Annotated in this window: 23 protein-coding genes; 8 read left to right on the forward strand and 15 right to left on the reverse strand. The window is 66.2% G+C overall.

All coding sequences use genetic code 11. The features are described from left to right. Positions 1-4: 4 nt before the first annotated feature. Genes BKA23_RS04170 through deoC form a run of 4 tightly spaced genes read right to left on the reverse strand, consistent with a single transcriptional unit; the run spans position 5 to position 3,940 of the window. Positions 5-598: a uridine kinase family protein gene (locus tag BKA23_RS04170; protein WP_145225764.1), complete on the reverse strand. Its 594-nt coding sequence runs from the start codon at positions 596-598 to the stop codon at positions 5-7. Between the two features lie 8 nt (positions 599-606). Beyond that, positions 607-1,491 (reverse strand): aldehyde dehydrogenase family protein, encoded by an 885-nt coding sequence (locus tag BKA23_RS04175; RefSeq protein ID WP_145225766.1) that lies wholly within the window; start codon positions 1,489-1,491, stop codon positions 607-609. Next, complete coding sequence (locus BKA23_RS04180; RefSeq protein ID WP_145225768.1) at positions 1,491-2,939, reverse strand: aldehyde dehydrogenase family protein; 1,449 nt, start codon at positions 2,937-2,939, stop codon at positions 1,491-1,493. The genes BKA23_RS04175 and BKA23_RS04180 overlap by 1 nt, the downstream gene beginning before the upstream one ends. Positions 2,940-2,956: 17 nt before the next feature. Further along, positions 2,957-3,940: a deoxyribose-phosphate aldolase gene (deoC, locus tag BKA23_RS04185; protein WP_145225770.1), complete on the reverse strand. Its 984-nt coding sequence runs from the start codon at positions 3,938-3,940 to the stop codon at positions 2,957-2,959. Positions 3,941-4,012: 72 nt separating this feature from the next. On the opposite strand from deoC, the gene BKA23_RS04190 reads away from it, so the two are divergent. After that, positions 4,013-4,639 (forward strand): PH domain-containing protein, encoded by a 627-nt coding sequence (locus tag BKA23_RS04190; RefSeq protein ID WP_170226367.1) that lies wholly within the window; start codon positions 4,013-4,015, stop codon positions 4,637-4,639. A 205-nt stretch (positions 4,640-4,844) separates the two neighbouring features. Here the strand turns inward: BKA23_RS04190 and BKA23_RS04195 are convergent, their stop codons facing one another. From BKA23_RS04195 to BKA23_RS04205, 3 genes are all read right to left on the reverse strand, one after another. After that, positions 4,845-6,473 carry an HNH endonuclease signature motif containing protein gene (locus BKA23_RS04195; protein ID WP_170226368.1) on the reverse strand — a complete coding sequence of 543 codons (1,629 nt, stop codon included), beginning with the start codon at positions 6,471-6,473 and terminating at the stop codon, positions 4,845-4,847. A gap of 542 nt (positions 6,474-7,015) precedes the next feature. Further along, positions 7,016-8,650: a phospho-sugar mutase gene (locus tag BKA23_RS04200; protein WP_145225776.1), complete on the reverse strand. Its 1,635-nt coding sequence runs from the start codon at positions 8,648-8,650 to the stop codon at positions 7,016-7,018. Next, a complete protein-coding gene (locus BKA23_RS04205) occupies positions 8,647-9,495 on the reverse strand; it encodes a purine-nucleoside phosphorylase (RefSeq protein WP_246104439.1) in 849 nt (282 codons plus the stop codon). Before BKA23_RS04205 ends, BKA23_RS04200 begins: the two co-directional genes overlap by 4 nt. 136 nt (positions 9,496-9,631) lie before the next feature. On the opposite strand from BKA23_RS04205, the gene BKA23_RS04210 reads away from it, so the two are divergent. Next, positions 9,632-9,826 (forward strand): hypothetical protein, encoded by a 195-nt coding sequence (locus BKA23_RS04210; RefSeq protein WP_145225778.1) that lies wholly within the window; start codon positions 9,632-9,634, stop codon positions 9,824-9,826. A gap of 51 nt (positions 9,827-9,877) precedes the next feature. On the opposite strand, the gene BKA23_RS04215 is transcribed toward BKA23_RS04210, so the two are convergent. Then, a complete protein-coding gene (locus tag BKA23_RS04215) occupies positions 9,878-11,290 on the reverse strand; it encodes an NAD(P)H-quinone dehydrogenase (RefSeq protein WP_145225779.1) in 1,413 nt (470 codons plus the stop codon). Positions 11,291-11,395: 105 nt separating this feature from the next. Further along, a complete protein-coding gene (locus BKA23_RS04220) occupies positions 11,396-11,575 on the reverse strand; it encodes a hypothetical protein (RefSeq protein WP_145225781.1) in 180 nt (59 codons plus the stop codon). Positions 11,576-11,710: 135 nt separating this feature from the next. On the opposite strand from BKA23_RS04220, the gene BKA23_RS04225 reads away from it, so the two are divergent. After that, complete coding sequence (locus tag BKA23_RS04225) at positions 11,711-12,343, forward strand: TetR/AcrR family transcriptional regulator (RefSeq protein ID WP_145225783.1); 633 nt, start codon at positions 11,711-11,713, stop codon at positions 12,341-12,343. Positions 12,344-12,406: 63 nt separating this feature from the next. Here BKA23_RS04225 and BKA23_RS04230 read toward each other — a convergent pair whose 3' ends face one another. Continuing rightward, positions 12,407-14,182: an acetyl/propionyl/methylcrotonyl-CoA carboxylase subunit alpha gene (locus tag BKA23_RS04230; protein ID WP_145225784.1), complete on the reverse strand. Its 1,776-nt coding sequence runs from the start codon at positions 14,180-14,182 to the stop codon at positions 12,407-12,409. A 103-nt stretch (positions 14,183-14,285) separates the two neighbouring features. On the opposite strand from BKA23_RS04230, the gene BKA23_RS04235 reads away from it, so the two are divergent. Continuing rightward, positions 14,286-15,146, forward strand: coding sequence for an aldo/keto reductase (locus BKA23_RS04235; protein WP_211841588.1), 861 nt, complete (start codon positions 14,286-14,288; stop codon positions 15,144-15,146). Positions 15,147-15,186: 40 nt separating this feature from the next. On the opposite strand, the gene BKA23_RS04240 is transcribed toward BKA23_RS04235, so the two are convergent. The 3 genes from BKA23_RS04240 to BKA23_RS04250 are packed head-to-tail and all read right to left on the reverse strand — an operon-like array spanning position 15,187 to position 18,010. Beyond that, positions 15,187-16,704, reverse strand: coding sequence for a VWA domain-containing protein (locus BKA23_RS04240; protein WP_246104441.1), 1,518 nt, complete (start codon positions 16,702-16,704; stop codon positions 15,187-15,189). After that, positions 16,688-17,566 (reverse strand): AAA family ATPase, encoded by an 879-nt coding sequence (locus BKA23_RS04245; RefSeq protein WP_145225786.1) that lies wholly within the window; start codon positions 17,564-17,566, stop codon positions 16,688-16,690. Before BKA23_RS04245 ends, BKA23_RS04240 begins: the two co-directional genes overlap by 17 nt. Positions 17,567-17,578: 12 nt before the next feature. Then, positions 17,579-18,010 carry a MerR family transcriptional regulator gene (locus tag BKA23_RS04250; protein WP_145225788.1) on the reverse strand — a complete coding sequence of 144 codons (432 nt, stop codon included), beginning with the start codon at positions 18,008-18,010 and terminating at the stop codon, positions 17,579-17,581. A 70-nt stretch (positions 18,011-18,080) separates the two neighbouring features. On the opposite strand from BKA23_RS04250, the gene BKA23_RS04255 reads away from it, so the two are divergent. The 3 genes from BKA23_RS04255 (at position 18,081) to BKA23_RS04265 (ending at position 21,956) form a co-directional block, all read left to right on the forward strand. Next, positions 18,081-19,262, forward strand: coding sequence for an acyl-CoA dehydrogenase family protein (locus BKA23_RS04255; RefSeq protein ID WP_145225790.1), 1,182 nt, complete (start codon positions 18,081-18,083; stop codon positions 19,260-19,262). Next, positions 19,259-20,827: an acyl-CoA carboxylase subunit beta gene (locus BKA23_RS04260; protein ID WP_145225793.1), complete on the forward strand. Its 1,569-nt coding sequence runs from the start codon at positions 19,259-19,261 to the stop codon at positions 20,825-20,827. Before BKA23_RS04255 ends, BKA23_RS04260 begins: the two co-directional genes overlap by 4 nt. Before the next feature lie 73 nt (positions 20,828-20,900). Beyond that, positions 20,901-21,956, forward strand: coding sequence for a YihY/virulence factor BrkB family protein (locus BKA23_RS04265; RefSeq protein ID WP_246104442.1), 1,056 nt, complete (start codon positions 20,901-20,903; stop codon positions 21,954-21,956). A 64-nt stretch (positions 21,957-22,020) separates the two neighbouring features. Here the strand turns inward: BKA23_RS04265 and BKA23_RS04270 are convergent, their stop codons facing one another. Then, positions 22,021-22,662, reverse strand: a complete 642-nt coding sequence (locus BKA23_RS04270; RefSeq protein WP_145225795.1) for a winged helix-turn-helix domain-containing protein — start codon at positions 22,660-22,662, stop codon at positions 22,021-22,023. 74 nt (positions 22,663-22,736) lie between these two features. Between BKA23_RS04270 and BKA23_RS04275 the strand changes: the two genes are divergently transcribed. After that, on the forward strand, positions 22,737-24,113 hold the full coding sequence (locus tag BKA23_RS04275; RefSeq protein ID WP_145225797.1) for an MFS transporter: 1,377 nt from the start codon (positions 22,737-22,739) through the stop codon (positions 24,111-24,113). Here the strand turns inward: BKA23_RS04275 and BKA23_RS04280 are convergent. Next, positions 24,062-24,733, reverse strand: coding sequence for a winged helix-turn-helix domain-containing protein (locus BKA23_RS04280; RefSeq protein ID WP_170226369.1), 672 nt, complete (start codon positions 24,731-24,733; stop codon positions 24,062-24,064). The genes BKA23_RS04275 and BKA23_RS04280 overlap by 52 nt on opposite strands. Between the last annotated feature and the right edge of the window lie 89 nt (positions 24,734-24,822).

Genomic DNA, 24,822 nt, shown 5'->3' on the forward strand with positions numbered 1-24,822 from the left:
TTCCTCAGCCGGCCAGTTGCTTTGCCAGCGCCTTGGGCCGTATGGCGATCGCTCCGAGCGCACACTGCTGCGCCACGATCGCCGGTTCGGCGAACGTGAGCCGCAGGCCGCGTCGCAGCAGCATCACCGGCGGCTTGCGGCGCTCGCGCAGGTCACGCAGCAGCCTCCGGGCGAAGGTGACCCAACGGTTGTGGTGCACGCAGTACGCACCTTCGAGCAGACCGAGCTCCTGCAGGGGCGCGATCGTGTGCGCGGCGAAGATGCCTTCGGCGACCACGACCGCCGATCCGGCCAGCTCGACCTCGCCCGACCCGACGATCGAGGATGTCGAGATGTCATACACGGGTGTCGCGGCGGACCCGGTGCGGCACAGCGACGCGAGCGCGTCGAGGGCAGCCTGCTGGTGCCACGACCCCACGTCGTCCCAGTCGACCGATCCGTCGGGAAGCCGCGGCAGGGTCGGGTCGTCCGCGGGCTTGTAGAAGTCGTCCAGTCGCACAATTGGCCAGCCGTGCTGGCTGCTCAGCTGGGCCGCCCAGCGCGACTTGCCTGACCCGCTCGGCCCGCACAACACGAGAACCCGTGCGGCAGCCGGCATACCTGTCGTCACAGGCCTTTGGGGTGCCAGACGGTCTTGGTCTCAAGGAATGCGCGAACCCGCGAAAGGTCAGGAGTTTCAACCCAATCGGGCTCGACCGCGTCGGCGCCGTCACCAGCTGGTCGCACGACGCGCTTCAGCGTCTGGGCTGCCGTGGCCTCCCACTCCGCCCACGTCGTGCCGGTGGCACCGGCCAGGTCGATGGCATTGACATCGGCGTGGCCGGCCAGCCACGGTGCGAGTTCGGCGGTGCGACCGGTGACGATGTTGACGACGCCGCCGGGAACGTCCGAGGTGGCGAGCACCTCGGCCAGCGAGACCGCGGGCAGCGGCCGGTCCTCGCTGGCGATGACGACGACGGTGTTGCCCGACACGATCGCCGGTGCGATCACCGACACCAGCCCGAGCAGCGAACTTGCTTGCGGCGCGAGGACTCCCACGACGCCGGTCGGCTCAGGGGCAGAGATGTCGAGGTAGGGGCCGGCCACCGGGTTGAGGTTGCCGAGCACCTGGGCGAGCTTGTCCGACCACCCGGCATACCAGACCCAGCGGTCGATCGCGGCGTCGACGATCCTGGCGGACTGCGCCTTGGTGATGCCCTCGCTCGCCGCGACCTCGGCGGCGAACTGTTCGCGACGACCTTCGAGCACCTCACCGACGCGGTACAGCACCTGACCGCGGTTGTATGCCGTGGCTGCCGACCAGCCCTTCACCGCACCGCGTGCGGCGACGACGGCATCGCGGATGTCCTTGCGGGACCCCCATGCGGCGTTGGCGAGGAATTTCGGTGCGCCGCCCTGCGAGGTGACCTCGTATGAGCGGCCGGATTCGGAGCGGGGGAACTTGCCTCCGATGTAGAGCTTGTAGGTCTTGCGGACCTCGACGCGTGCCATCAGTGGCTGCCTTCCGTGACGTATGCCGCGAGCCCGTGACGCCCGCCTTCGCGGCCGTAGCCGCTCTCCTTGTAACCACCGAACGGGGAGGTCGGATCAAACCGGTTGAACGTGTTGGCCCAGACGACACCGGCGCGCAGCTGATCGGCGATCTGCAGGATGCGCGAGCCCTTCTCCGACCAGATTCCGGCTGACAGGCCGTACGGCGTGTTGTTGGCCTTGGCGACGGCTTCGGCCGGCGTGCGGAAGGTCAGGACCGACAGCACCGGTCCGAAGATCTCCTCCTGGGCAATGCGGTGCGCCTGCGACACATCGGTGAAAACGGTTGGTGCGAACCAGTATCCGCGTTCTGGGAGTGCACAATCTGGGGTCCATCGCGTCGCTCCCTCGGCTTCACCAGCCGCGGTCAGCTCGGTGATACGAGCCAGCTGTGCGGCGGAGTTGATCGCGCCGACGTCGGTGTTCTTGTCGAGCGGGTCACCGACCCGCAGGGTGGTGAGCCGTCGCTTCAGCCGGCGGATGACATCGTCGGCGATGCTCTCCTGCACCAGCAGCCGCGAGCCCGCACAGCAGACGTGTCCCTGGTTGAAGAAGATCCCGTTGACGATGCCCTCGACCGCCTGGTCGATGGCCGCGTCGTCGAAGACGATGTTGGCGGCTTTGCCGCCGAGTTCGAGGGTGACCTTCTTGCGCGTGCCGGCAACCGCCCGCGCGATTGCACGACCGACATCGGTGGAGCCGGTGAAGGCGATCTTGTCGACGCCCGGGTGATCGACGATGGCCTGCCCGGTGGCGCCTGCGCCGGTCACGATGTTGACGACGCCGGCCGGAAGGTCGGCCTGCTGACAGACCTGCGCGAACAACAGCGCGGTCAGCGGGGTGGTCTCGGCGGGTTTGAGGACGACGGTGTTTCCGGTCGCCAGAGCTGGTGCGATCTTCCACGCGAGCATGAGCAGCGGGAAGTTCCACGGGATCACCTGGCCGACGACGCCCAAGGGAGCGGGATCGGTGCCGAGGCCCGCGTAGTCCAGCTTGTCGGCCCATCCGGCGTGATAGAAGAAGTGCGCCGCGGCGAGTGGCACGTCGACGTCGCGAGATTCCTTGATCGGCTTGCCGTTGTCGATGGATTCCAGCACGGCGAACTCGCGGGCTCGCTCTTGCAGAATCCGGGCGATGCGGAAGAGGTACTTGCCGCGTTCGGACCCCGGCATACGTCCCCAGACGCGCTCGTAAGCGCGGCGGGCGGCGCGGACCGCCGCGTCGACATCGGTGGCGTCGGCCTCGGCGATGTCGGCGAGCGACTCCTCGGTGGCCGGGTTGACCGTCTTGAACGACGTGCCCGCGGCCGGGTCGACGAATTCACCGCCGATGAATAGCCCGTATGACGAGGCGATGTCGACGACCGAGCGCGATTCCGGCGCCGGTGCGTATTCGAATTTCGGTGTCATTGGTGGTCTTTCGCGGATCAGTCGATGGATACGTAATCGGCGCCGGAGTAGGCACCTTTGCGCAGCTTCTGCCGCTGCATCAACAGGTCGGTCAGCAGGCTCGACGCGCCGAACCGGAACCAGGCCGGGTCGAGCCAGTCGTCGCCCGCGATCTCGCTGACCATGACGAGATACTTGATGGCGTCCTTGCTGGTCCGGATCCCGCCGGCCGGTTTGACCCCGATCATGTCGCCGGTCAGCTCGCGCCAGTCGCGGACGGCCTCCAGCATCACCAGCGTCACCGGCATCGTCGCGGCCGGCTGGATCTTGCCGGTCGATGTCTTGATGAAGTCGGCGCCCGCGAGCATCGCCAGCCACGAGGCGCGACGCACATTGTCGTATGTCGCAAGCTCGCCGGTCTCGAGGATGACCTTCAGGTGCGCGTCGGGCTGGTCACCCGGGCGCGCACAGACCTCTTTGACTGCGGTGATCTGGTCGAAGACCAGCCGGTAGTCGCCGGACAGGAAGGCGCCTCGGTCGATCACCATGTCGATCTCGTCCGCACCGGCCCGGACTGCATCGCGGGTGTCGGCGAGCTTGACCGCCAGGCTCGCACGGCCGGACGGAAAGGCTGTCGACACGGCGGCGACGTGGATCCCAGTGCCCTGCAGGGCGTCGCAGGCGACGCCGACCATGTCGTTGTAGACGCACACGGCCGCGACCTGTGGGGTTGCCGGATCCGTGGGGTCGGGGTAGGCGGCCTTCGCGCACAGACTGCGGACCTTGCCGATGGTGTCGGACCCTTCGAGAGTGGTCAGGTCGATCATCGCGATGGCCATGTCGATAGCCCACGATTTGCTGTCGGATTTGATCGAGCGGCTGCCGAGTCCGGCCGCTCGCGCCTCGATCCCGACCTGGTCGACACCGGGTAATCCGTGCAGCCAGGTGCGCAGCGCGTTGTTGGTCAGCGAGGTCACTCCGAGCAGTTCCCGGGCCCGCGACGTTGCAGATGATGGGCTCACCAGGGCAGCCTATCTGCCATGCGATCCCCTCTGAATCGGAAAGTCGACCCAGCAAGCAGCAGAGGTCGTCGTGTGTTCCGTCAGCCGGTCATGCTGGTCAGTGGGGTGGCGCTGGGGCTGGTGAGTGTGCTCCTGCTGGTCGGTCTGCTCATTGCCGATGGTTTCTCCACGCCCGCGGAACTCCTGTGGCCGATCGGTTCGCTCCTGCTGGTGTGGGTCGTATTCGTGCGTCCCTGCGTCGAACTCGACCAGTCCGGAGTGACGCTGCGCAACCTGATTCGCGATGTTGCGTTCACCTGGCCGGCCGTCGATGTCATCGAGCAACGCTGGAACCTCAAGATCTACACACCCGAGGACGTCGGCTTCAGCTCATGGGCGATCGCCTCGCAACGACCGCAGGGGCGAGCGATCCGCTCACCGCAGCGCGGCTTCGGGCTGATGGTCGGCGGCCGATTCAACGTCGCCGCGGTGTCTTCGCCGGATGGCGCGACGCCCTCGGACGTCATGGTCGCGCGACGCGGATCTGCCGCGGACGTCGCCGCCGTGATCGACCGCAGCAAGAACGAATATCTGGCTGCCGTCGAACGGCAGATCACCCCCAGGCAGGACTCGGCGGCGCACCGCAGCTACGCGACCCCGGCGATTGTGGCCGCAGTGCTCGGTATCGCCTTCATCCTGGCGTCTTTCTACTGGGGCTGACTTCGCTCGTAGAGCGGACCTCAACGGTGGCCCTGTCCCGCTGATGCGTGGTCCCGGTGATGTGGGGTCCCGGTGATGTGGGGTCCCGGTGATACGTGGTCCCGGTGATGTGGGGTCCCGGTGATACGTGGTCCCGGTGATACGTGGTCCCGGTGATACGTGGTCCCGGTGACGCGTGGTCCCTCTTGCATCACCGCGATGCTTGTCAGGCGACATTTTCTGAATCGTGCAGCAGTCCCTCGGTGTCTGCAGCCCCGGCTTTTGTCGGTCCCGCATACCGCGATGGGGTGTTGCTCACCTCCACCTCTGGTGGCGACGTGCTGGATGAGTGGTTGTGCTGCTCTCCGATGCGGCCTGGGGAGAGGTCCCATGTCACGTGTCCGGCTGTTGTGGTGGCGGTGTAGCCGTCGCGGTGAATGATGGTGTGGTGTCGGGCGCAGACGAGGGCTGAGTTGGTCAGGCTGGTGCCGCCGCCGGCCCACCAGGGGATGATGTGGTGGACTTCGCACCATGCGGGTGGTCGGTCGCATCCGGGGAAGGTGCAGTGCCGGTCTCGGACGATCACGGCTGTGCGTAAACCTGCGGTGACGAGTCGTTTTTGTCGTCCGACGTCGAGTGGTTCGCTTGTTGCACCGAGTACGACGGGGATGAGGTCTGCGTCGCATGCCAGTCGGCGTGCGGATGCTGGATCGATGACGTCCCCACTGCTGGTGGTGGCGTGGCCGCGACCCTCTGTGAGGGTGTCCAGTGGGAGTAGAACGACGACCTTCGCGGTGCCGGACATCGGCGACATTGAGGCATCCAGATCACGTGTGGCATGCGTGATCAGCTCGAGCAGTGCATCGAGTCGACGCTTTCCGGGTGAGCGCGTATCTCGCGGGGCGTTCGCGCTGACGGTGCTGTCGTCGCGGGTGTCAGGCTCGTGTCCGGGGTCGTCTGGCCCAGGCTGTGGATGAGTTGATCCCGTGGTCGCCTTCTCCGTTGGTGCAGAGTCGCGCGCAGGTGCTGCCCGGTCGTGGTGGTTCGCGTCGGCGTCATACGTGCCGCTCGTGGCGGGCTCGTCTTTCACCGCTCCACGTCCCGTCTCCGGTCGGGTCTCAGGGCGCGGAGCGCTCGTGGCATTGAGTGCTTCTTTGACGATCGCGGCGTGAGCGGGGGACAGGTCGGCGATCAAACGCACCATTCCAGTGGGTAATTCGCGCCAGGTGAGGGATTCCACCTGCTGCTGATGGTCCTCGTCGTCCGCCAGCTGATCGTCACCGAAGGCGGCGATCAGGCGCCTGGTCAGAGTGCGCAAAGAGCGAGGACTGAAGTCTTCGAGTGCGAGAAACCATGAGTGGATCTCGCTGCGCTCAACGGTCGGGAACAGTGGCGCGACTTTTTCTGCTTCGCGCAGAGCTGTTGCGGCCGTGTCTACGGTCACTTGCCCGTCTCGGACTGCCCCGATGATGGCGTGGTTGCGCGCATCCAGTGCGGCGGTGGCGATATCGGCGATGGCACGTGCTTGGTGGTGGGTCGTGCCCGGGGTCAGATCACGCACCCATTGCGTGGTCGATGCTGCGGTGGACTGTGCGACAACGCCGCGATCGACCGCGTCGGCTGCGGCGAGTGCGGCGATCGCCTCGGCGCGGTGGCTGATGGTCAAAGCCGCTGATGCCAGATGGGTGAGATCGCGCTCAGCGAGTTGAAAGATGGCAGCCGGCCACGCCTGGAGCACCTGCACGAACTCGTCTGTGGCATTCAGCAGTTCGGCGGCGTGGCCGGGTGCTGCGGGTGTGACTTGATCGCAGGCGACGGCCAGCGGAGTGTCAGGTGTTGTCGGAACGTGTTCCATGACCGCCTCCTCGCGCTGTGGTTGGTTGATTCGACCTATGACTATTAGAACATATGTCGGAACCCGTGACAAGTGTCCAACCGCGTGAAATCGGTTGAGGAACAACGCAATTCGCGATTTCTTCATCCACAGGACCTGGGTCGACGGACACTTGTCCACAGAGCGGCACGATCCGATGGCAGTCCGTCGACGGCCGCGTGTAGTTGAGGGCGCAGGTGAGGTGGGCAGCATTCTGATGCAACCGATGGACACCGATGCATGCGTGCGGCGGCAAGCCCGTTCCGCGGGTCCGTGGCGCGACCGCGTTGACCGTGACGAGGTTCGGGTCGGTGGCATCCCGTTCGCAAGTCGTGGCCCGACGTGGTTTGACTTCCGCCGGGGTCCACCGCTGTCGCTGTCGCTGTCGCTGGGGGTCACGTCTGTGCAGGACAGATCAGCGCTCCTCTGGCTGATCAGTCCTCAGCTGACGTGTTGGTGCCACTCAACTCTCGATCAAGCTGGATGGACCCCTCGGCGCAGAGCAGTCCAACCCTCGTGCGTAGCTAGATACGTGTCAGTCGCTCGAAGTCCGCGCGCACCGCGGACAGGCGCGCAGCGCCCGAAGCGGCATCGGCAGCGATGACCTCGAGGTAGACCTTCAGCTTGGGCTCGGTGCCACTGGGCCGCACGATGACACGGGTGTCGTCGGCCAGGAAGTACCGCAGGCCCTCGGTCGGAGGAAGCCCGCCGTCGCTCTTGGCCAGATCATCGATCCGCGAAACCCGTTGTCCGGCAACGCTTTCAGGCTGAGCATCGCGCAGTCGCGACATGATCTGCCCGATCAGCGCGAGGTCTGCGACCCGTACGGAGAAGCTGTCCGTCAGGTGCAGTCCGTGTTCGGCGGCGAGGTCGCCGAGCACGTCGTCGAAGGTGCGTCCGCCGGTTTTGAGTTCGGCTGCGAACTCGGCGACGAGCAACGCCGCGCTGATGCCGTCCTTGTCACGCACCTGGCCCGGGTCGGTGCAGTAGCCCAGCGCCTCCTCATAGCCGTACGTCAGGTCGGGCACTCGGCTGATCCACTTGAACCCGGTGAGCGTCTCGGCGTGCGCGACCCCTGCGGCAGCCGCCATACGCGACAGCAGCCGTGACGACACGATCGAGTTGGCGAAGACCCCACCGGCCGGGATTCCGCGGCGCAGCAGGTAGGCACCCAGCAGCGCGCCGACCTCGTCGCCGCGCAACATGGTCCAGTCGCCCTCGCGCCGGATCGCGACCGCACACCGGTCGGCGTCGGGGTCGTTGGCGATCACCAGATCGGCGCCGGCGGTCTGCGCCAGCGCGAGCGCGTGGTCGATGGCGCCAGGCTCCTCCGGGTTGGGGAACGCGACAGTCGGGAACGCCGGATCCGGGTCGGCCTGGTCGGCCACGGACTGTATGTCGCGAAAGCCCGCCTGCGCAAACGCCTTTCGGACGATCTCGGTGCCGACGCCGTGCAGTGCGGTGTGCACTATCGACACCTCGCGCGGGCCGTCGGCGCGCACCACGCGGCACACCGAATCGATGTAATCCTGCACCACGTCGTCGTCCAGCGTCTGCCAGCCGTCATCGGCACGCTCGACCGACGCCGCTGTCGGGAACCGCCCGATCGCCGCGCTGATCTGCGCATCCGCCGGTGCGACGATCTGACTGCCGTCGCCGAGATAGACCTTGTAACCGTTGTCCTGCGGCGGGTTGTGGCTTGCCGTGACCATGACGCCCGCATCGGCGCCAAGGTGCCGAATCATGAACGCCAGTACCGGTGTCGGCAGCGGACGCGGCAGGATCATCGCGCGCCCTCCGGCGGCCACGATGACCGCCGCGGTGTCGCGGGCAAAGACATCGGAGTTGTGCCGGGCGTCATACCCGATGACGACGGTGACGTCGCGTCGTCCGGTCTGCTGCTGCAGGTATGCCGTGAGCCCGGCGGCGGTACGGATCACCACGACACGGTTCATGCGATTCGGCCCGGCACCGAGAGCGCCACGCAGGCCGGCGGTGCCGAATTCGAGCAGCCCGGCGAAGCGGTCCGCAAGCTCTTCAGCCGCCGCGTCATCTGCGGATTCGGCTGTCGCGACGATGTTTTCGAGTTCGGCGCGGGTTTGTGCGTCGGGATCGTCAGCGATCCAGGCGCGTGCCTGTGCCAAGTCGCTGGCACTCACTGCGCAGCCTCCGCCGCGATCGTCGCGACAACGCGGGCGAGAAAGGTTCCGCAGCGCTCGGCGGCGGCTTGGCCGGCTTCGATGACCTCCTGGTGGGACAGCGGCTGGTCGCTGATGCCGGCTGCAAGGTTGGTGACCAGGCTGACGCCCAGCACCTCGAGCCCGCTCTGCCGCGCGGCGATGGCTTCGAGCGTCGTGGACATCCCGACCAGATCGGCGCCGATGACCTTGGCCATCTGGACCTCGGCGGGTGTCTCGTAGTGCGGGCCGCGGAACTGGGCGTAGACGCCCTCGTCGAGGTCGGCGTCGACGGTGCGAGCGAGGCCCCGCAACCGGGGGGAGTAGAGGTCGGTCAGGTCGACGAAGTTTGCGCCCTCGATAGGTGACGTGGCGGTGAGGTTGATGTGATCGCGGATCAGCACCGGCGTCCCGGGGCCCCACGACGGGTTGAGGCCACCGCAACCGTTGGTGAGCACGATGACCTTGCATCCGGCGGCTGCGGCGGTGCGAACACCATGGACGACAGCGCGCACGCCCTTGCCTTCGTAGAAATGTGTGCGGGTGCCGAAAACCAGCGCACGCGAGTCGGATTCGCCGATCATCACTGACCTCATGGCGCTCGAATGACCAGGAACCGCGGCCGCCGCGAAGCCTGGCACGTCGGCGTTGTCGATCGTGGCGACAGTGCGGCCGATCCGATCTGCGGTCTGGCCCCATCCGGATCCCAGCACGAGGGCCACCTCGTGCTGGGCGACACCGGTGCGGTCGGCGATGACGTCGGCGGCGGCGCGCGCCACCTCGAACGGATCGGTGGCGGGGTCTGAGAGCAGGGCGTTGTCAGTCACGACCGTCAGCGTAGGGCGCTCATGGTGGCCGTGGCATCCGGGCTGATCGTTCCGCGCCTCGGCATGCTTGACTTGGGTGGAATCGAAGCTGCGGGCCGGAACCGCCCACGATGCCGTCACCATGAGGAGCTGGTCAGTGAAGTTCGAAAGCGTCGTCATACTGACGGTCGTGGTGGTGCTCGGTTTCGGCTACTGGAAGATCATCCGGCCGAAGCTGCGCGACCACCGGTACCGCTCCTGGGAGAAAGCCGGCCTGCTGCCGCACCAGGTCGACCCTTACGCGCCGCGACGCGACGACGCTGCCGAGCCCGATGGTGACGATCGCGGCTGAGCCCGCTCAGAGATCGAGCTTGCGGCTGGGCCCGCTCAGAAATGGGCCAGCTCAGAAATCGAGGGAGTGCAACCGGCGGGCGGCTTCGGCTATCGACCCTGTCATCGACGGGTACACCGAGAACGTGCTTGCGACCTGGTCGACCGTGAGGCGGTTCTGCACCGCCAGGCCGATCGGATAGATGAGTTCGGACGCCTGTGGCGCCACCACGACCCCGCCGATGATGGTGTTGCTGCCGGGGCGGGCGAACAGTTTGACGAAGCCGTCGGTGATGTTGCGCATCTTGGCACGAGGGTTGGTCGACAACGGCAGCGTGACCACGCGGGCTTCGATGCGACCCTCCTCGACGTCGGCCTGCGAATACCCCACTGTCGCGATCTCGGGGTCGGTGAAGATGTTCGCGCACACGCCGCGCAGGTTCAGCGGCGCGACCGCGTCACCGAGCGAGTGCGCCATGGCGATCCGGCCCTGCATCGCCGCGACCGACGCGAGCGGCAGCACGCCTGTGCAGTCGCCGGCGGCATACACGCCCTGGGCGGTCGTGCGCGAGACCCGGTCGACGGGAATGTGACCGGATTCGGTGATCTCGACGTCGACATTCTCCAAACCCAGGCTGGCGGTGTTCGGGACGGCGCCGACCGCCAGCAGGACGTGCGAGCCGCGCACCTGGCGGCCGTCCTGCAGCGTCACGACGACCTCGTCGCCATCGCGCACCGCGGACTCCGCGCGTGATCGGTTGAGCACCTTCATGCCACGACGTCGGAAGACGTCCTCGATCACCGTTGCCGCGTCGGCGTCCTCACCGGGGAGCACCCGGTCGCGGGAGGAGACCAGGGTCACCTCGCAACCGAGGCCGAGATAGGCGTGCGCGAGTTCGGCGCCGGTCACGCCGGACCCGACGACGATCAGATGTTCGGGAAGCTCGGGCAGGTGGTAGATCTGTTGCCAGGTCAGGATCCGCTGACCGTCGGGCATCGCGCTCGACATGACCCGGGGCGTGCACCCGACCGCGAGCAGGATGACGTCTGCGGCATACTCCTCGGTCGTGCCGTCGGCCAGATCGGCGGCGACCCGGCCCGGCCCGACGACGCGGCCCTTGCCGGAGACCAACCGGACGCCGACGCTTTGCAACTGCGTGCGTATGTCGTGACTCTGCGCTTTGGCGAGATTCAGGATGCGCTCGTTGACCTTGGTCAGATGAGCCTCGGCGTGCTGGTCGTCGAGGGTTCCCTCGAAACCGACGCCGAGCCGCCCGGCGGATGCGAAGCGCGAGAGGAAATCGGAGGTCGCGATGAGCGCTTTGCTCGGGACGCAGTCGGTCAGAACGGCGGCGCCGCCGAGGCCGTCCTTCTCGATGATGGTGATCTTGGCGCCCAGCTGAGCAGCTACGAGTGCTGACTCGTATCCGCCGGGTCCTCCGCCGATGACAACGACATGCTTCTGGCGACCGCTCACGGCCCGCATCCTTTCATGGACCCGCCGCGCAGGTCCTCGTGGTGACCGCCGGCACACATGCGAAGGCGACGCGCACCGGTGGGTGCACGTCGCCTTCGCGGGAGTTTTCGGGGCTCAGTGGCCGAGCGCCATGTGGCTGTAGTAGCGCACCAGCGGCTGACGCTGCGAGACGCGCACCCGGCGGTTGGCGACGAAGAACTTCGTGACGTTGGTCGCAGCGAAGGCGACGAACAGAGCCAGGGCGATCGCGTTGATGACCACGAAGCCGGTGAAGAAGACTGAGATGCCGTTCATGATGCGACTCCTTAAGTCGGGTTCTACAGATGTAGTGCGGATGCTCATTAAACTACAGCTGTAGTGGTGCGGGCGCAACTCGGCAGACCGTGTTCCGCGTCACGTCGCAACCGCTGGACGTGAGAGGCTGACGCCGTGTCCACGAGGAAGAAGCGAGCGCATCGCGCCCGGCGGGGCCCGGAGGGCAGTCAGGCGCGGCAGGAACACCTGCTGCAGTCCTCGATCGCGGTTGTCGGCTCAGGGGGATTGCGGGGGCTGACGCACCGCGCGGTCGACCGCGAGGCTGATCTGCCCGAGGGCACCTGCTCGGTGTATTTCCGCACCCGGCTGGCGCTGCTGACAGCGCTGACCAACTTCGTTGCGGCTCAACTGACCGGTGATGTCCTGCAGATGGGGGACGCGCTGCCCGAACCGCAACCGGACGGCGACCCAGGCGACGCGATCGTCGCGGCCATCGACATGTTGCAGCGCTGGGCGCAGGACCCCGCGCTGATGATCACGATGTGTGAACTGGCGCTCGAGGCCGCGCGGACGCCGTCACTGCGCGACCCGATCGTGACCTGGCGGCAGCATCTGACCGACGCGGTCGAGGCGATCGTGAGGCGTGGCTGCCGCACCGAGCCACGGCGCCGCGCGGAGGCGATCGTCGCCAGCATCGACGGCGTGATGCTGAGCTCGTTGCAGGTCACGACACCTACGGAGCGCGCGACCTATGTGCGCTCGACAGTGGCGCTGATCCTGCAAGGCATCGTCAACGCCGACACCTAGCCGCACACCTTCGCCTGAGGTGCTGTCGGATGTACACCCACCACTGACACGGAGGGCGTGGGGTCAGTCCTTGATCTCGGCGAGCACGGCACCGCCTTGGACTGTCTCGCCGATGGCAGCGGTGAGACCGGTCAGCGTGCCCGACTTGTGCGCGGTGATCGGCTGCTCCATCTTCATCGCCTCCAACACCAGGATGGTGTCGCCGGCAGCGACGGTCGCGCCGTCCTCGACGACGATCTTGACGATGGTGCCCTGCATCGGGGCAGTGAGCGAGTCGCCCGACGCGGCTGCGGCACCGCCGCCGGAGCGGGCCCGCTTGGGTGCCCTCTTGCGTGCGGCGCCGACCGGGTTGCCACCGCCACCGAGTTGCACATCGCCGGGCAGTGAGACCTCGAGGCGCTTGCCGCCGACCTCGACCACGATGGTCTGGCGGGGTGCGGGTTCGTCGCCGGCCGCGTGGCCACCGGCATACGGTTCGATCTGGTTGTCGAACTCGGTCTCGATCCAGCGGGTGTGCACGGTGAACGGGGTGTCGTCATCGGTCGCGAAGGCCGGGTCGGCGACGACGGCGCGGTGAAAGGGCACCACGGTCGGCATACCGTCGATGACGAGCTCGGCCAAGGCACGACGCGAACGCTCGAGCGCTTCTGTGCGGGTGCGGCCGGTGACGATGAGCTTGGCGAGCATCGAGTCGAACGCGCCGCCGATGACGTCGCCCTCGACGATGCCGGAATCCAGGCGCACGCCGGGGCCGGACGGAGCGCGGAAGACACTCACCGTGCCGGGTGCGGGCAGGAAGTTGCGACCGGCGTCCTCACCGTTGAGGCGGAACTCGATGGAGTGGGCGTGCGGTTGCGGGTCGTCGTAGCCGAGCGCCTCGCCCTGCGCGATGCGGAACTGCTCGCGCACCAGATCGATGCCGGTGACCTCCTCGGAGACCGGGTGTTCGACCTGCAGACGGGTGTTGACCTCGAGAAAGGAGATGTTGCCGTCCTGACCGACGAGGAACTCGCAGGTGCCGGCGCCGGTGTAACCCGCCTCCGAAAGGATCGCCTTGGAAGCCCGCACCAACTCGTCGTGTTGAGCGTCAGAGAGGTATGGCGCAGGCGCCTCCTCGACGAGCTTCTGGTTGCGGCGCTGCAGTGAGCAGTCGCGGGTGGACACGATCACGACGTTGCCGTGGGTGTCGGCCAGGCACTGGGTCTCGACGTGACGCGGGTGGTCCAGGAAGCGCTCGACGAAGCATTCGCCGCGACCGAAAGCGGTGACCGCCTCGCGGACCGCCGAGTCGAACAGTTCGGGGATCTCCTCGATGGTGCGGGCGACCTTCAAACCGCGACCACCACCGCCATACGCCGCTTTGATGGCGACCGGGAGGCCGTGCTCCTTGGCGAAGGCGACGACCTCGTCGGATCCGCCGACGGGATCCTTGGTGCCGGGCACCAGAGGAGCGCCGGCCTTGGTGGCGATGTGCCGCGCCTTGACCTTGTCACCGAGGGAGTCGATCGCCTGCGGCGACGGGCCGATCCAGATCAGGCCGGCGTCGATGACCGCTTGGGCGAATTCGGCGTTCTCGGAGAGGAACCCGTAGCCGGGATGCACCGAGTCCGCGCCTGCCTGCGCCGCAGCTGCGAGGATCTTGCCTTGGTCGAGGTAGGAGTCGCCGGGCGTGCTGCCGCCGAGTGCATATGCCTCATCGGCGACCTTCACGTGCAGCGCGTCGCGGTCCGGGTCGGCATACACGGCGACCGAGGCGATGCCGGCGTCAGCGCAGGCGCGGGCGATGCGAACGGCGATCTCGCCACGGTTGGCGATGAGGACCTTGTGCAGTTGCGGCATGGAAGCGACTGTAGCCAGGTATGACGCCCGTCACGTGTTCGGGTGGTGAGACGAGTTGCGGCGGCGCGGCATACAGCGCGGTGGTCTTGCGTTGGCCACGGATATGACAGACAACACCATCGCTTCTGTCCCTACTCTTTCGTTGCGCGCCGGATCGGTGGCAGTGAAGATTCCACAACTGGGCTTCGGCGTCTGGCAGGTGCCGGATGACAAGGTCGGCCCCGCCGTCGAGAAGGCGCTCGAGGTGGGCTACCGCCACATCGACACGGCCAAGGCCTATGACAACGAATCCGGTGTCGGTCGGGTGCTGTCGGCCACACCGGTGCCGCGCTCGCAGATCTTCCTGACCACGAAGTTGTGGAATGCCGACCAGGGCTACCAGCAGACGCTCGATGCCTTCGAGGCGTCGCACCAGCGGCTCGGCTCGGACGCCCCGGTCGATCTGTACCTCATCCACTGGCCGACGCCGAAGAACGACCGGTATGTCGACACCTATCGCGCGCTGATCGAGCTGCGCGAGTCGGGCAAGATCCGCGCTGCAGGTGTCTGCAACTTCGAGGTCGAGCACCTCGAGCGGGTCAACGCCGAGTTGGGGGAGTACCCCGCGATCAACCAGATCGAGTTGCATCCGTTCCTGCAGCAGGCTCAGTTGCGGGAGTTCCACCAGGCGCACGACATCGTGACCGAGGCGTGGAGCCCGCTTGCGTCCGGTGGTGAGGTGCTGCAGAACGCCGACATCGCTGCGATCGCGGACAAGCACGGCAAGACGGCTGCGCAGGTCATCCTGCGGTGGCACCTGCAGTTGGGCAATGTGGTGATTCCGAAGTCGGTGACGCCGGCGCGTATCGAGGAGAACTTCGACATCTTCGGATTCGAACTCGATGGCGAGGACCTGCGCACGATTGCCGGGCTCGACAAGGGTGAGCGCACGGGGCCTGACCCGATGGAGTTCAACCAGGCCTGAGGTTTCAGTTGACCGCGGTTTCTGCTTGCGGATGCCGCGGTCAGTGAACGGGGAGCAGCTGTGCGACGAAGTCGCGCAGCTGCTCCAGGTTGCGGCACTCGTGCATGTCGACGATCCGGCCGTAGACGCGCGCCAGTGAGTCACCGCGGTCCCACATGCCTGCCGGCTCCGGATTGAGCCAGACCGTATGCCGAGCCCGTCGTGAAATCTGTTGCAGCGCTTCGGTGTTCGGGTCACCGAAGTTGTTGCGGGCATCGCCGAGGATGAGCACGGTCGAACGATGGCCAAGGGCGGCAAGATGGCCGCGGGCGAAGGTGCCCAACCCCCAGTCGTAACTGCTGCTGGTCCCGCGCCCGATGAGTGCCGGTGTGCCGAGCGCCCAGCTCGTCAGTGATGCGCCGGGCGGAAGCTCGCGCACCACGTCGGTGATCTCGGCGGTGGTGCTGACGAAGCCGAAGATGCGCACGCGCCGGAAGTGCTGGTGCAGAGCCTGCATCAGCAGCATGGTGAACGACGAGAAGCCGCCGACGGATCCGGACAGATCTGCCAGCAGCACCAGGTCCGGTCGGTGCGGTGCACGGCGCTGGTAGACGGGCTCGATCGGCACGCCGCCCGTCGACATCGAGGCACGCAATGTGCGCCGCACGTCGATGGCGCTGCGACCCGCGCGCTCGCGAGAGGTCAGCCGCGCGGCGAGCTTGCGTGCCAACGGATCGAGCTCGCGTTGCATGAGCGCGAGTTGGCCGGCGCCCGCAGTCAGGAAGTCTCGGCGCTGTAGCGAGGGCGGAATCGCCAGACGTGCCAGGCGATCCCGGTCGCGCACCTCCGCATTGCGGCGGCGCGTTTCGCTCTCCACCGCGCGGCGGAAAGCCGCCACCCGGTCGCGGATCTCGTCGCGGTCGATGCGGTCGGTGAGTTGCTCGGAGCGAGAGTCGGGCACGTCCCACGGATTCATCGCCCAGGAGGTGTCGTCGGATGTGGGCGCCGCAGGGCGTTCGTTCGGTATGCCGCTGCCGTCTCGCTGGGACTGCCCACCCGCCCCGGACGAGCCGCTGCCCGAGCCGCCGGAACCGCTGTCCGCACCGGCTGCTCCCGTCATACGAGCCCGATTCTGGGCGGCGGCGATGAGCAGTTGCGGCGCGAGTGCATCGAGTGCCTGGGCGGCGGACCAGCCGTCACCATCGGTGACGCGGCCCAGCAATTCGACTGTGGCGGCTGCGATTTCGGCAGCTGCGCGCTGGTCGGCGGTTGCGAGGGCCTCGGTCAGGCGTTCGCGGAGTTCGTCGAGGCTGGCCACAGCGTCGGTACGTCTGCCGACTGCCGCCGGGAAGTAGATGTCGAAGAGCTGGTCGAAGACCGTGCGGTCGTCCGCGCGGCGAAGCACCGCTGCGGCGATTCCCGCACGTAACCGGCGGCGGTCGTCGAAGCCGAGCGTGCGGCAGACCCGCGCGGCGTCGGTGATCTCGCTGGTGCCGACGGCCAGGCCGTGCGCGCGCATCGCTTTGCCCAGCGCGACGAATCGCGCTGGTAGCGCTGATGACTCAGCCGGCGAGTTCACGGTCGAGATCGAGCTTGGTTGTTGCGAGCTCGATGTCGCTGCGGTGTTTGAGAATGACGCCGAGGCTGCGTCGTACGAGTTCGGGGTCGAGCCGATCGGCGTCGAGACTGACCAACGTGCTTGCCCAGTCGACGGTTTCGGCGACCGAGGGCGCCTTGCGCAGATCGAGACCGCGCAGCGCGCCGATCACCCGGACGAGCGAGGCGGCCAGCTCGTCGTCGAGGTCGGGCACATGTGATTTCACGATGCGCTGCTCGAGTTCGGCGTCGGGATAGTCGATGTGCAAGAACAGGCACCGTCGGCGCAGGGCCTCCGACAGCTCGCGGCTGGCGTTCGAGGTCACCACCACCATCGGGCGGTGGGCGGCGCGGATCGTGCCCAACTCCGGAATCGTGATCTGGAACTCCGACAGCAGTTCGAGCAGAAGGCCTTCCAGCTCTTCGTCGGCTTTGTCGAGCTCATCGATGAGCAACACCGTCGGCCGTTGTGCGCGGACAGCCGCGAGCAGCGGGCGCTCCAACAGGAATTCTTCACCGAAGATGTCGGTGCGGACATCGTCCCAGCCGCCGGACTGCTCGGCGGTGATGCGCAGCAGTTGCTTGGCGTGATTCCACTCGTAGAGAGCGCGCGCCTCGTCGACACCCTCGTAGCACTGCAGTCGCAACATGGCGGAGTCCGTTGCTGCCGCGAGCGCTCCGGCCAGAGCCGTCTTGCCCACTCCGGCCGGGCCTTCGACCAGCAGCGGCCGACCGAGCACGGCGGCCAGATAGGCCGTCGTCGCGATGTCTTCGGAGGCCAGGTAGCCGGTGGCGCCCAGTCGGTCCCGGGCGTCGTCGACCGACACGAAGGCGGGTGTGCTCATGGGTGCATCCTCTCAGTCGAGCTCGGGTGGGCCGGGGGTCGTCAGTCGGCGGCCGGCCAGCGAGTTGAGGTCGGCGCGACAACGGTGCTCGAGGGTGGCGAGCTCTGCCAGCGTCTGATCGATGTCGCGCCGGCGGTCTTCCAGCTCGACGCGGCGAGCGGAGATCTGATCCAGCAGGTAGCGCAGCTGCCCGGACTCGCCGGGTTGATCGTCATACATGTCGATGATGGTGCGAATCTCCTCCAGTGGGAACCCGATTCGCTTGCCTCGCAGGATCAGGGCCAGGCGGGTGCGATCCCGTTTGTGGAAGACGCGGGTGGTGCCGCGGCGCTCGGGGGAGATGAGGCCGAGTTCTTCGTAATGGCGGATCGTGCGGTGTGTGACGCCGAACTCGTCGGCGAGGTCGGCGATGGTCCACGTCGCGGTGTCGGTCCGGTTTGGCATGTCGCTCAGAATGCTTTACGTTTACGTTAACGTCAAGTGACGCAGATCTCACCGGAGAGGCCCGCCAACGATGTTTGAGCTCACCAAGGAACACGAGGAATTCCGCCGACTGGTGCGGGATTTCGCCGAGCGCGAGGTCGCGCCGCATGTCGCGGAGTGGGACCGGGCGCACCACTTTCCGACCGAGTTGGTGCCCAAGATGGGCGAGCTCGGACTCTTTGGTCTCGTGGTGCCCGAGGAGTATGGCGGTGCTGGTCTCGAAGAAGGCGCGTTCACCTATCTGTGCCTGGCCATCGAGGAACTCGGTCGCATCGACCAGTCGATCGGCATCACGTTGTCGGCAGGCGTCGGCCTCGGGATCAACCCGATCCTGACCTACGGCTCGCCGGAGCAGAAGCAGCGATTTTTGCCGGACCTGGTCAGCGGTGCCGCGCTCGCGGGCTTCGGCCTCACCGAGCCGGATGCCGGGTCCGATGCCGGCGCCACCCGCACCAAGGCGACTCTCGCTGACGGCCAGTGGACGATCAACGGGGCCAAGGCGTTCATCACCAACTCGGGCACCGACATCACCTCCGTGGTCACTGTGACCGCGCGTACCGGCACCGATGCCGAAGGCCGCCCGGAGATCAGTGCGATCATGGTGCCCAGCGGCACGACGGGCTTCACGGCCGAGCCGGCCTACAACAAGCTCGGGTGGCACATCTCGGACACACACGGCCTGACGTTCGCCAACTGCGTTGTGCCCGAGGGCAATCTGCTTGGCGAGCGTGGTCAGGGCTTCCGGCAGTTCCTCAAAACACTCGACGACGGCCGCATCGCGATCTCCGCGCTCGCGGTCGGTCTGTCGCAGGCGTGCCTCGAGGCCGTCACCGACTACGCGCAGACGCGCACCGCCTTCGGTCGCCCGATCGCGGTGAACCAGGGCGTGTCCTTCCAGGTGGCTGATCTGGCGGTGATGGTGGAGGCCTCCCGGTTGCTGACCTACAAGGCCGCGTGGCTGAAGGATGAGTTGTCGGCCGGCCGCGGCTCGGTGGCCGCGGTCAAGCACGCTGCCTCGATCGCCAAGTTGTACTCCACCGAATCCGCAGTGACGGCAACGCGAATCGCCACTCAGATCTTTGGTGGCAACGGCTTCATGGAGGAGTATCCCGTCGCGCGGTTCTATCGCGACGCCAAGATCCTTGAGATCGGTGAGGGCACGTCCGAGGTGCAGCGGATGCTCATCGCTCGCGGTCTGGGACTGCCGGCATGAGCGCCGCCGAATCGAACCGTCCTGCGAGCGATCCGCGCGTCGCCGACGTGCGGCAGCGCCTTGCGGCGGCATACGAAGCATCGGCCTCAGCACCCGAGCGAGCACAGGCCAAGCTGGATTCGCAGAACAAACTCTATGTGCGAGAGAGGATTTCGCTGCTCTTCGACGAGGGCTCGTTCATCGAGGACGGTCGCTACGCCAACGCCTCCGCGGCCAATCTTCCTGCTGACGGAGTTGTCACCGGCCGCGGTACGGTCGACGGCCGGCCCGCGATCGTCGTCGCCAACGACCCCACCGTGAAAGCCGGGTCGTGGGGTGCGCGGACCGTCGAAAAGATCGTTCGCGCAACCGAATCCGCGCTCCGTGAGGAGTTGCCGATCTTCTGGTTCGTCGACTCGGCAGGTGCGCGCATCACCGACCAGGTCGAGTTGTTCCCCGGGCGCCGCGGTGCCGGTCGGATCTTCCACAACCAGGTCGCGTTGTCCGGGCGGGTGCCGCAGATCTGCTGTCTGTTCGGCCCGTCGGCCGCCGGCGGGGCTTACATCCCCAGCTTCACCGACATCATCATCATGGTCGAAGGCAATGCCTCGATGTACCTCGGCAGCCCGCGTATGGCGGAAATGGTTGTGGGGGAGAAGGTTTCGCTGGAGGAGATGGGGGGCGCGCGCATGCACTGCACGGTCTCCGGGGTCGGTGACCTGCTTGCAAGCGACGATGCCGAAGCCATCGAGCTGGCGAAGTTGTACTTCTCCTATGTGCCGTCGTCCTGGCGGGATGAGCCTCCGGCATACGAAACCGAGCAGCCGGCGCAGACCCTCGACCGCGACACGGTGCCGGAGGTGGAGAGCCAGCCGTTCGACATACGTGAGGTGATCGACGGCCTGGTCGACGACGACTCGTTCTTCGAGATCAAGCCGCTGTTCGCGCCCGAGCTCGTCATCGGCTATGCCCGGATGGACGGCAAAACCGTTGGCCTTGTTGCCAACAACTCCGCGGTCAAGGGCGGTGTGCTGTTCACCGACAGCGCCGACAAGGCTGCGCGGTTCATCTGGATGTGCGATGCATACTCGATCCCGCTCATCTATCTGGCAGATGTGCCGGGCTTCATGATCGGCTCCGAGGTCGAGCGCGGCGGCATCATCCGGCACGGCGCCAAGATGGTGTCGGCTGTGAGCGAGGCGACGGTGCCGCAGTTCTGTGTCATCGTGCGCAAGGCGTACGGCGCCGGCTTGTATGCCATGGGTGGCCCCGGCTTCGGGCCGGATGCGACCTTGGCGTTGCCGACCGCTCGCATCGCGGTGATGGGTCCGGAAGCGGCGGTGAACGCCGTCTACGCCAACAAGATCGAGGCCATCGAGGACCCTGCCGAGCGTGAGGCGTTCGTGCATGCGCGTCGCGAGGAGTACCTGCAGGACGTCGATCTCGAACGACTGGCATCCGATCTGGTGATCGACGGGGTCGTCGAGGCTGACGAGTTGCGCGATGAACTGTTGCACCGACTGGCCTACGCCTCTCGTCGCGACCGCGCGTTCAGTCAGCGCCGGCGCGCCATACCGCCCGTGTGACGTGTCCTGCGGCGGCCGTCGCCGAGCGGTGCACGTTCGGCGTTCTGTTGTGGCGCGGCAGTAGCCTGCGCTAGTGCCGAAGAACAATCTGATCGACCGGATCCAGCGGCGATTCCCGCCGCTGGGCTTCCCGATCGCCGTGATCTACAAGTTCTTCGACGACATGGGCAGCTATCTGTCCGCGCTGATCGCTTACTACACGTTCGTGTCGCTGTTTCCGATGCTGCTGCTCGCGACGACCGTACTGAGTCTGGTGCTCGACGGGCACCCGCATCTGCAGCAGCGGTTGATCGACTCCGCGCTTGGTGAATTCCCTGTCGTGGGGCACCAGTTGAGCGTTCCGCACGGGCTGTCGGGTGGGGGAGTCGGTGTTGTGCTCAGCGTGCTCGCCATGCTGTATGGCGCACTCGGCGCGGCGCAGGCATTCCAGTACGCCGCAAACACGGTGTGGCAGGTTCCGCGCAACGAACGGCCGAATCCGCTGAAGGCACGAGGGCGTTCGTTCCTCCTGCTCGGGACCGTCGGCCTCGGGCTGCTCGCGACCACCGCGCTCAACTCGCTGCTCGGCACGTACTTCCACTTCGGTGCACTGAGCGGTTGGCTGATCGAACTGGGCGCAGTGTTGATCAACGTGGTCGTCTTCGGGTTGGCCTTCCGGCTCGGCACGACCAGCCCGGAGCCGTGGCACAGTGTGCTGCCGGGCGCGGTGATTGCCGCGGTGCTGTGGCAGGTGCTGCAGCGCGCGAGCGTGACCTATGTCAGGCACGTGATCGCCCACGCCTCCGACATGAACGGTGTCTTCGCAACCGTTCTCGGACTGCTTGCATTCCTGTATCTCGCGGCCCTGGTGATCGTGCTGTCGATGGAGATCGATGCGGTGCGGGTCAAGAAGTTGTACCCGCGTGCCCTGCTCACTCCGTTCACCGACGACGTCAACCTCACAGGCGGCGACAAGCGAGCGTATGCCGGGCAGGCCGAGGCCACTCGAACGAAAGGCTTCGAGGAGATCGAGGTGACTTTCCGGCCGCCACCGCCGGAGCCTGAGAAGAAGTCGGTGCCCGATCCTGAAGACCTTGCCGACCCGGTGGACGTCGCCGGTCCAAAGGGCGTGCCAGACCCTGAGGGCTAGCGCGAGTGGCGCTGTGGCGACCAATCCGGCCTACAGCGTGTGTGATTTGTCCGTCAGCGAATTCTCAGTCGTCAGAGGCAGATTGGTCTACTTCGGGTTGCAACCGTGAGCGGTCGATCCAGCCGAAGCCGACGTGGCGGTACGTCAGAAGTCCAACCCCTTCGTCCGACGGCTCATGCCGGAGAGCCATCCAGCGATGCATGAGATCTGCCTGCTCTGAACGGAAGTCGCGAAGCTCTTCTTCCGTAAGCAGGAGCGCCACGTCGTGGTTGGAGGTCTCGGAGGGGTCACTCGCATGATCGGCACCCGACAGCACCGTTCGAGCCCATTCGTCCACGCGCGTGTGGATCTGCGCCGTCATGATGCCGAGCAGCGTTCGTGCAGCGTCAAGATCGGTAGACGAGGAGCCAGTGCCGTCCGTCGAATCGGGTATCTGAAACTGAAATCCGTGCCGGCTTGTCGAGCGCCACCAACGTTCACGGCTGTCGCCGTGGCCGGAATCGTCGACCTCGACATATCCGTACCGCGCTAGCTGTCGAAGGTGGAAACTTGCCGAATTCGTCTCAATTCCAAGTGTTTTCGCCAAATCGGTCGCGCGAAGAGCAGCCTGCTCGGTCAGCAGCTGGACGATGTCGACCCGAATGGGGTGCGCAAGTGCCCGCCATGCCTTTGGGTCGGTGACCGTCTTTGGTTCGAGCTGATCCATTAGGGCAGCCTACTAGGCGAACAATTTGCACAAAAATATTGCGCAAATTACTTGTGTACGACAGTCTGGTTCACATGGAAGCCTCCGACCGACGTGCCACAAGAAGTGTTCGCTCGCGACTGTGGTCTCTGCCTGCCTGGCACTTCGCCTTCCCGGCTGCGCTGGTGTCTCGGTTGGGTGACTACGTCTTCGACACCACGGTGGTGCTGTGGATCGCCACCCGCATTGCCAACGGGAAGACGTGGGCGCCGCTGGCAGTCGGGGGAGTGCTGGTCGCCGCCGCGCTTCCGGTGCTTCTGGCTGGGCCGATAGCGGGAGTCGTCAACGATCGTTTCGATCGCCGTCGGATCCTGTTGTGCAGCAACCTGATTCAGGCCGGGTCGATCGCGAGCTTGTTGCTGGTGCCGGTGTATTCGGCGTCGCTCGGCACTGCAGGTGAACTGGTCTGGATCTACGTCAGTATCGCCGTGGCGAATGCAGCCGGTCAGTTCTTCGGCATCGCTCGCATGGCGATGATCCAGCGCACCATTCCGGATGAGTTGCGCACCACGGCGTTCGCCGATCAGGGGGCGGCGAACCAGATCCTCGCGATCCTGGGGCCGCCGCTCGCTGCACCATTGCTCTTTGCTGCAGGCGTCGGCTGGGCGCTTGGGCTCAATGCGGCGTCATTCGTGGTGTCGGCGTTCCTTCTCGCTCGGGTCCGTTGGGAGGGTGCTCCGCCTCCAACCCCGGTGCGCGAGGCGATGTGGGGCTCACTTCGTTCGGGTGCCGCTGTCGTTGCAGGAAATCCAGTCCTACGCGCAATCACTATCGCAATCACGGTCGCGACCTTGGGCACGGGAGGGCTGAATGTTTTGGAAGTCTTCTTCGTGACAGAGGTGTTGCACGAGCGCGCGCAGCTTCTCGGGATCCTGATGATGTGCGCCGCCGCCGGCATGGTGATCGGTGCGTTGTCAGCTCCGGTCGTCGAGCGACGTTTCGGCGCTGCCCGCGTGGTGGTGGTCGGAATGATCGCCACGGGCGCGGCGATCGTTGTGTACTCACGGTTGACCGGATTCCTGGCCGCGTGCGTCGTCTATTTCGTCATTGCTCTGCCGTTGGGTGCGGTCAACACCGTCGTCACGCCATTGTGGATGCGTTCTGTCTCAGCGGAGCTGCTCGGCAGGTCGATCGCGTTTTTTCAAATGCTTCCGGCGTTCGCCAGCCTTGTCGCCATGGGTGGCACTGGGTGGCTCGCCAGCACGGTGTTGGCCGGAATCGACTTTCGGTTCGCTGGCTCGCATTTCGGCCCAGTGGACACTGTCTTTTTCGTCGCGGGTGCGCTCATCGTGATCGCCGGGATGTTGGTGTGGCGACCGTTGCAGCGTGCAACCTCAAAGAAGTCACGGTCTGCGAATTCTCAGTTCTCAGAACCGGATTCGTGGCCGGTCGTTGCTTCGTCGGATGGCTGATCGATGATGAGGTCGAGTGGCGCGCCGAGCATCACGGCATACACAGTCCGGCGCTCGACGCCGTCATCTGCGTTGGCGAGTTCGCGAGAGCGGGCCATCCATCGCATCATCAGGTCGAACATGTCGTCCTTCAACTCGTCCATCTCGTCAGCGCTGAGACGTACGGCGAAGTCGTTGGAGATGAGGTGACGTTCCGGGCTCGTTTCCTCGGACGCGAACGCCGTCCCGTGAACGACACGAGCAAGTGCGTGCACGTTACCCGTGACCACCCGCCGGAAGACGCCGAGGGCGGCCTCGCCTCCCTCGATGGTGGCGAGTTCGGCCGGGTTGATCCGGAAGCCCTGGTCGCTGGGCAGCCGCCACCAGCGTTCGCGGCCGTCGGCAGCACGGTCGTCGTCCTGTTCGATGACGCCGTACTTTGCCAGTTGGCGCAAGTGAAAACTCACCGAATTCGCAGGCTCATCAACGGCATTCGCCAGGTCGACGGCACGCATCGAGCCACGCGTGGACAGCTCGCCGATGAGGCGCATCCGCAACGGGTGGGCCAGTGCCTTCAGCGCGCGCGGATCGGACAGCGATCGGGGCTCGTCGCGGGCCGAGTGAGTCTGGTTGGAGGTCACAGCGCCATCCTCGCAATCACCGAGCCGATCCGCAAAGAAAAGTGCACAAGAAACATTGCGCAAATAATCGTGCTGAAACATACTGGTCG

It is taken from the genome of Rudaeicoccus suwonensis (assembly GCF_007829035.1).
GTDB lineage: Bacteria > Actinomycetota > Actinomycetes > Actinomycetales > Dermatophilaceae > Rudaeicoccus > Rudaeicoccus suwonensis.

Excerpts from the sequence above, each read along its gene's own strand:
- BKA23_RS04245 (WP_145225786.1), bottom strand. The coding sequence starts at position 17,566 with ATGAGCACACCCGCCTTCGTGTCGGTCGACGACGCCCGGGACCGACTG.
- BKA23_RS04230 (WP_145225784.1), bottom strand. The coding sequence starts at position 14,182 with ATGCCGCAACTGCACAAGGTCCTCATCGCCAACCGTGGCGAGATCGCC.
- BKA23_RS04180 (WP_145225768.1), bottom strand. The coding sequence starts at position 2,939 with ATGACACCGAAATTCGAATACGCACCGGCGCCGGAATCGCGCTCGGTC.
- BKA23_RS04270 (WP_145225795.1), bottom strand. The coding sequence starts at position 22,662 with ATGGATCAGCTCGAACCAAAGACGGTCACCGACCCAAAGGCATGGCGG.
- BKA23_RS04260 (WP_145225793.1), top strand. The coding sequence starts at position 19,259 with ATGAGCGCCGCCGAATCGAACCGTCCTGCGAGCGATCCGCGCGTCGCC.
- BKA23_RS04170 (WP_145225764.1), bottom strand. The coding sequence starts at position 598 with ATGCCGGCTGCCGCACGGGTTCTCGTGTTGTGCGGGCCGAGCGGGTCA.
- BKA23_RS04175 (WP_145225766.1), bottom strand. The coding sequence starts at position 1,491 with ATGGCACGCGTCGAGGTCCGCAAGACCTACAAGCTCTACATCGGAGGC.
- BKA23_RS04250 (WP_145225788.1), bottom strand. The coding sequence starts at position 18,010 with ATGCCAAACCGGACCGACACCGCGACGTGGACCATCGCCGACCTCGCC.
- BKA23_RS04195 (WP_170226368.1), bottom strand. The coding sequence starts at position 6,473 with ATGGAACACGTTCCGACAACACCTGACACTCCGCTGGCCGTCGCCTGC.
- BKA23_RS04235 (WP_211841588.1), top strand. The coding sequence starts at position 14,286 with ATGACAGACAACACCATCGCTTCTGTCCCTACTCTTTCGTTGCGCGCC.
- BKA23_RS04220 (WP_145225781.1), bottom strand. The coding sequence starts at position 11,575 with ATGAACGGCATCTCAGTCTTCTTCACCGGCTTCGTGGTCATCAACGCG.
- BKA23_RS04215 (WP_145225779.1), bottom strand. The coding sequence starts at position 11,290 with ATGCGGGCCGTGAGCGGTCGCCAGAAGCATGTCGTTGTCATCGGCGGA.
- BKA23_RS04255 (WP_145225790.1), top strand. The coding sequence starts at position 18,081 with ATGTTTGAGCTCACCAAGGAACACGAGGAATTCCGCCGACTGGTGCGG.
- BKA23_RS04275 (WP_145225797.1), top strand. The coding sequence starts at position 22,737 with ATGGAAGCCTCCGACCGACGTGCCACAAGAAGTGTTCGCTCGCGACTG.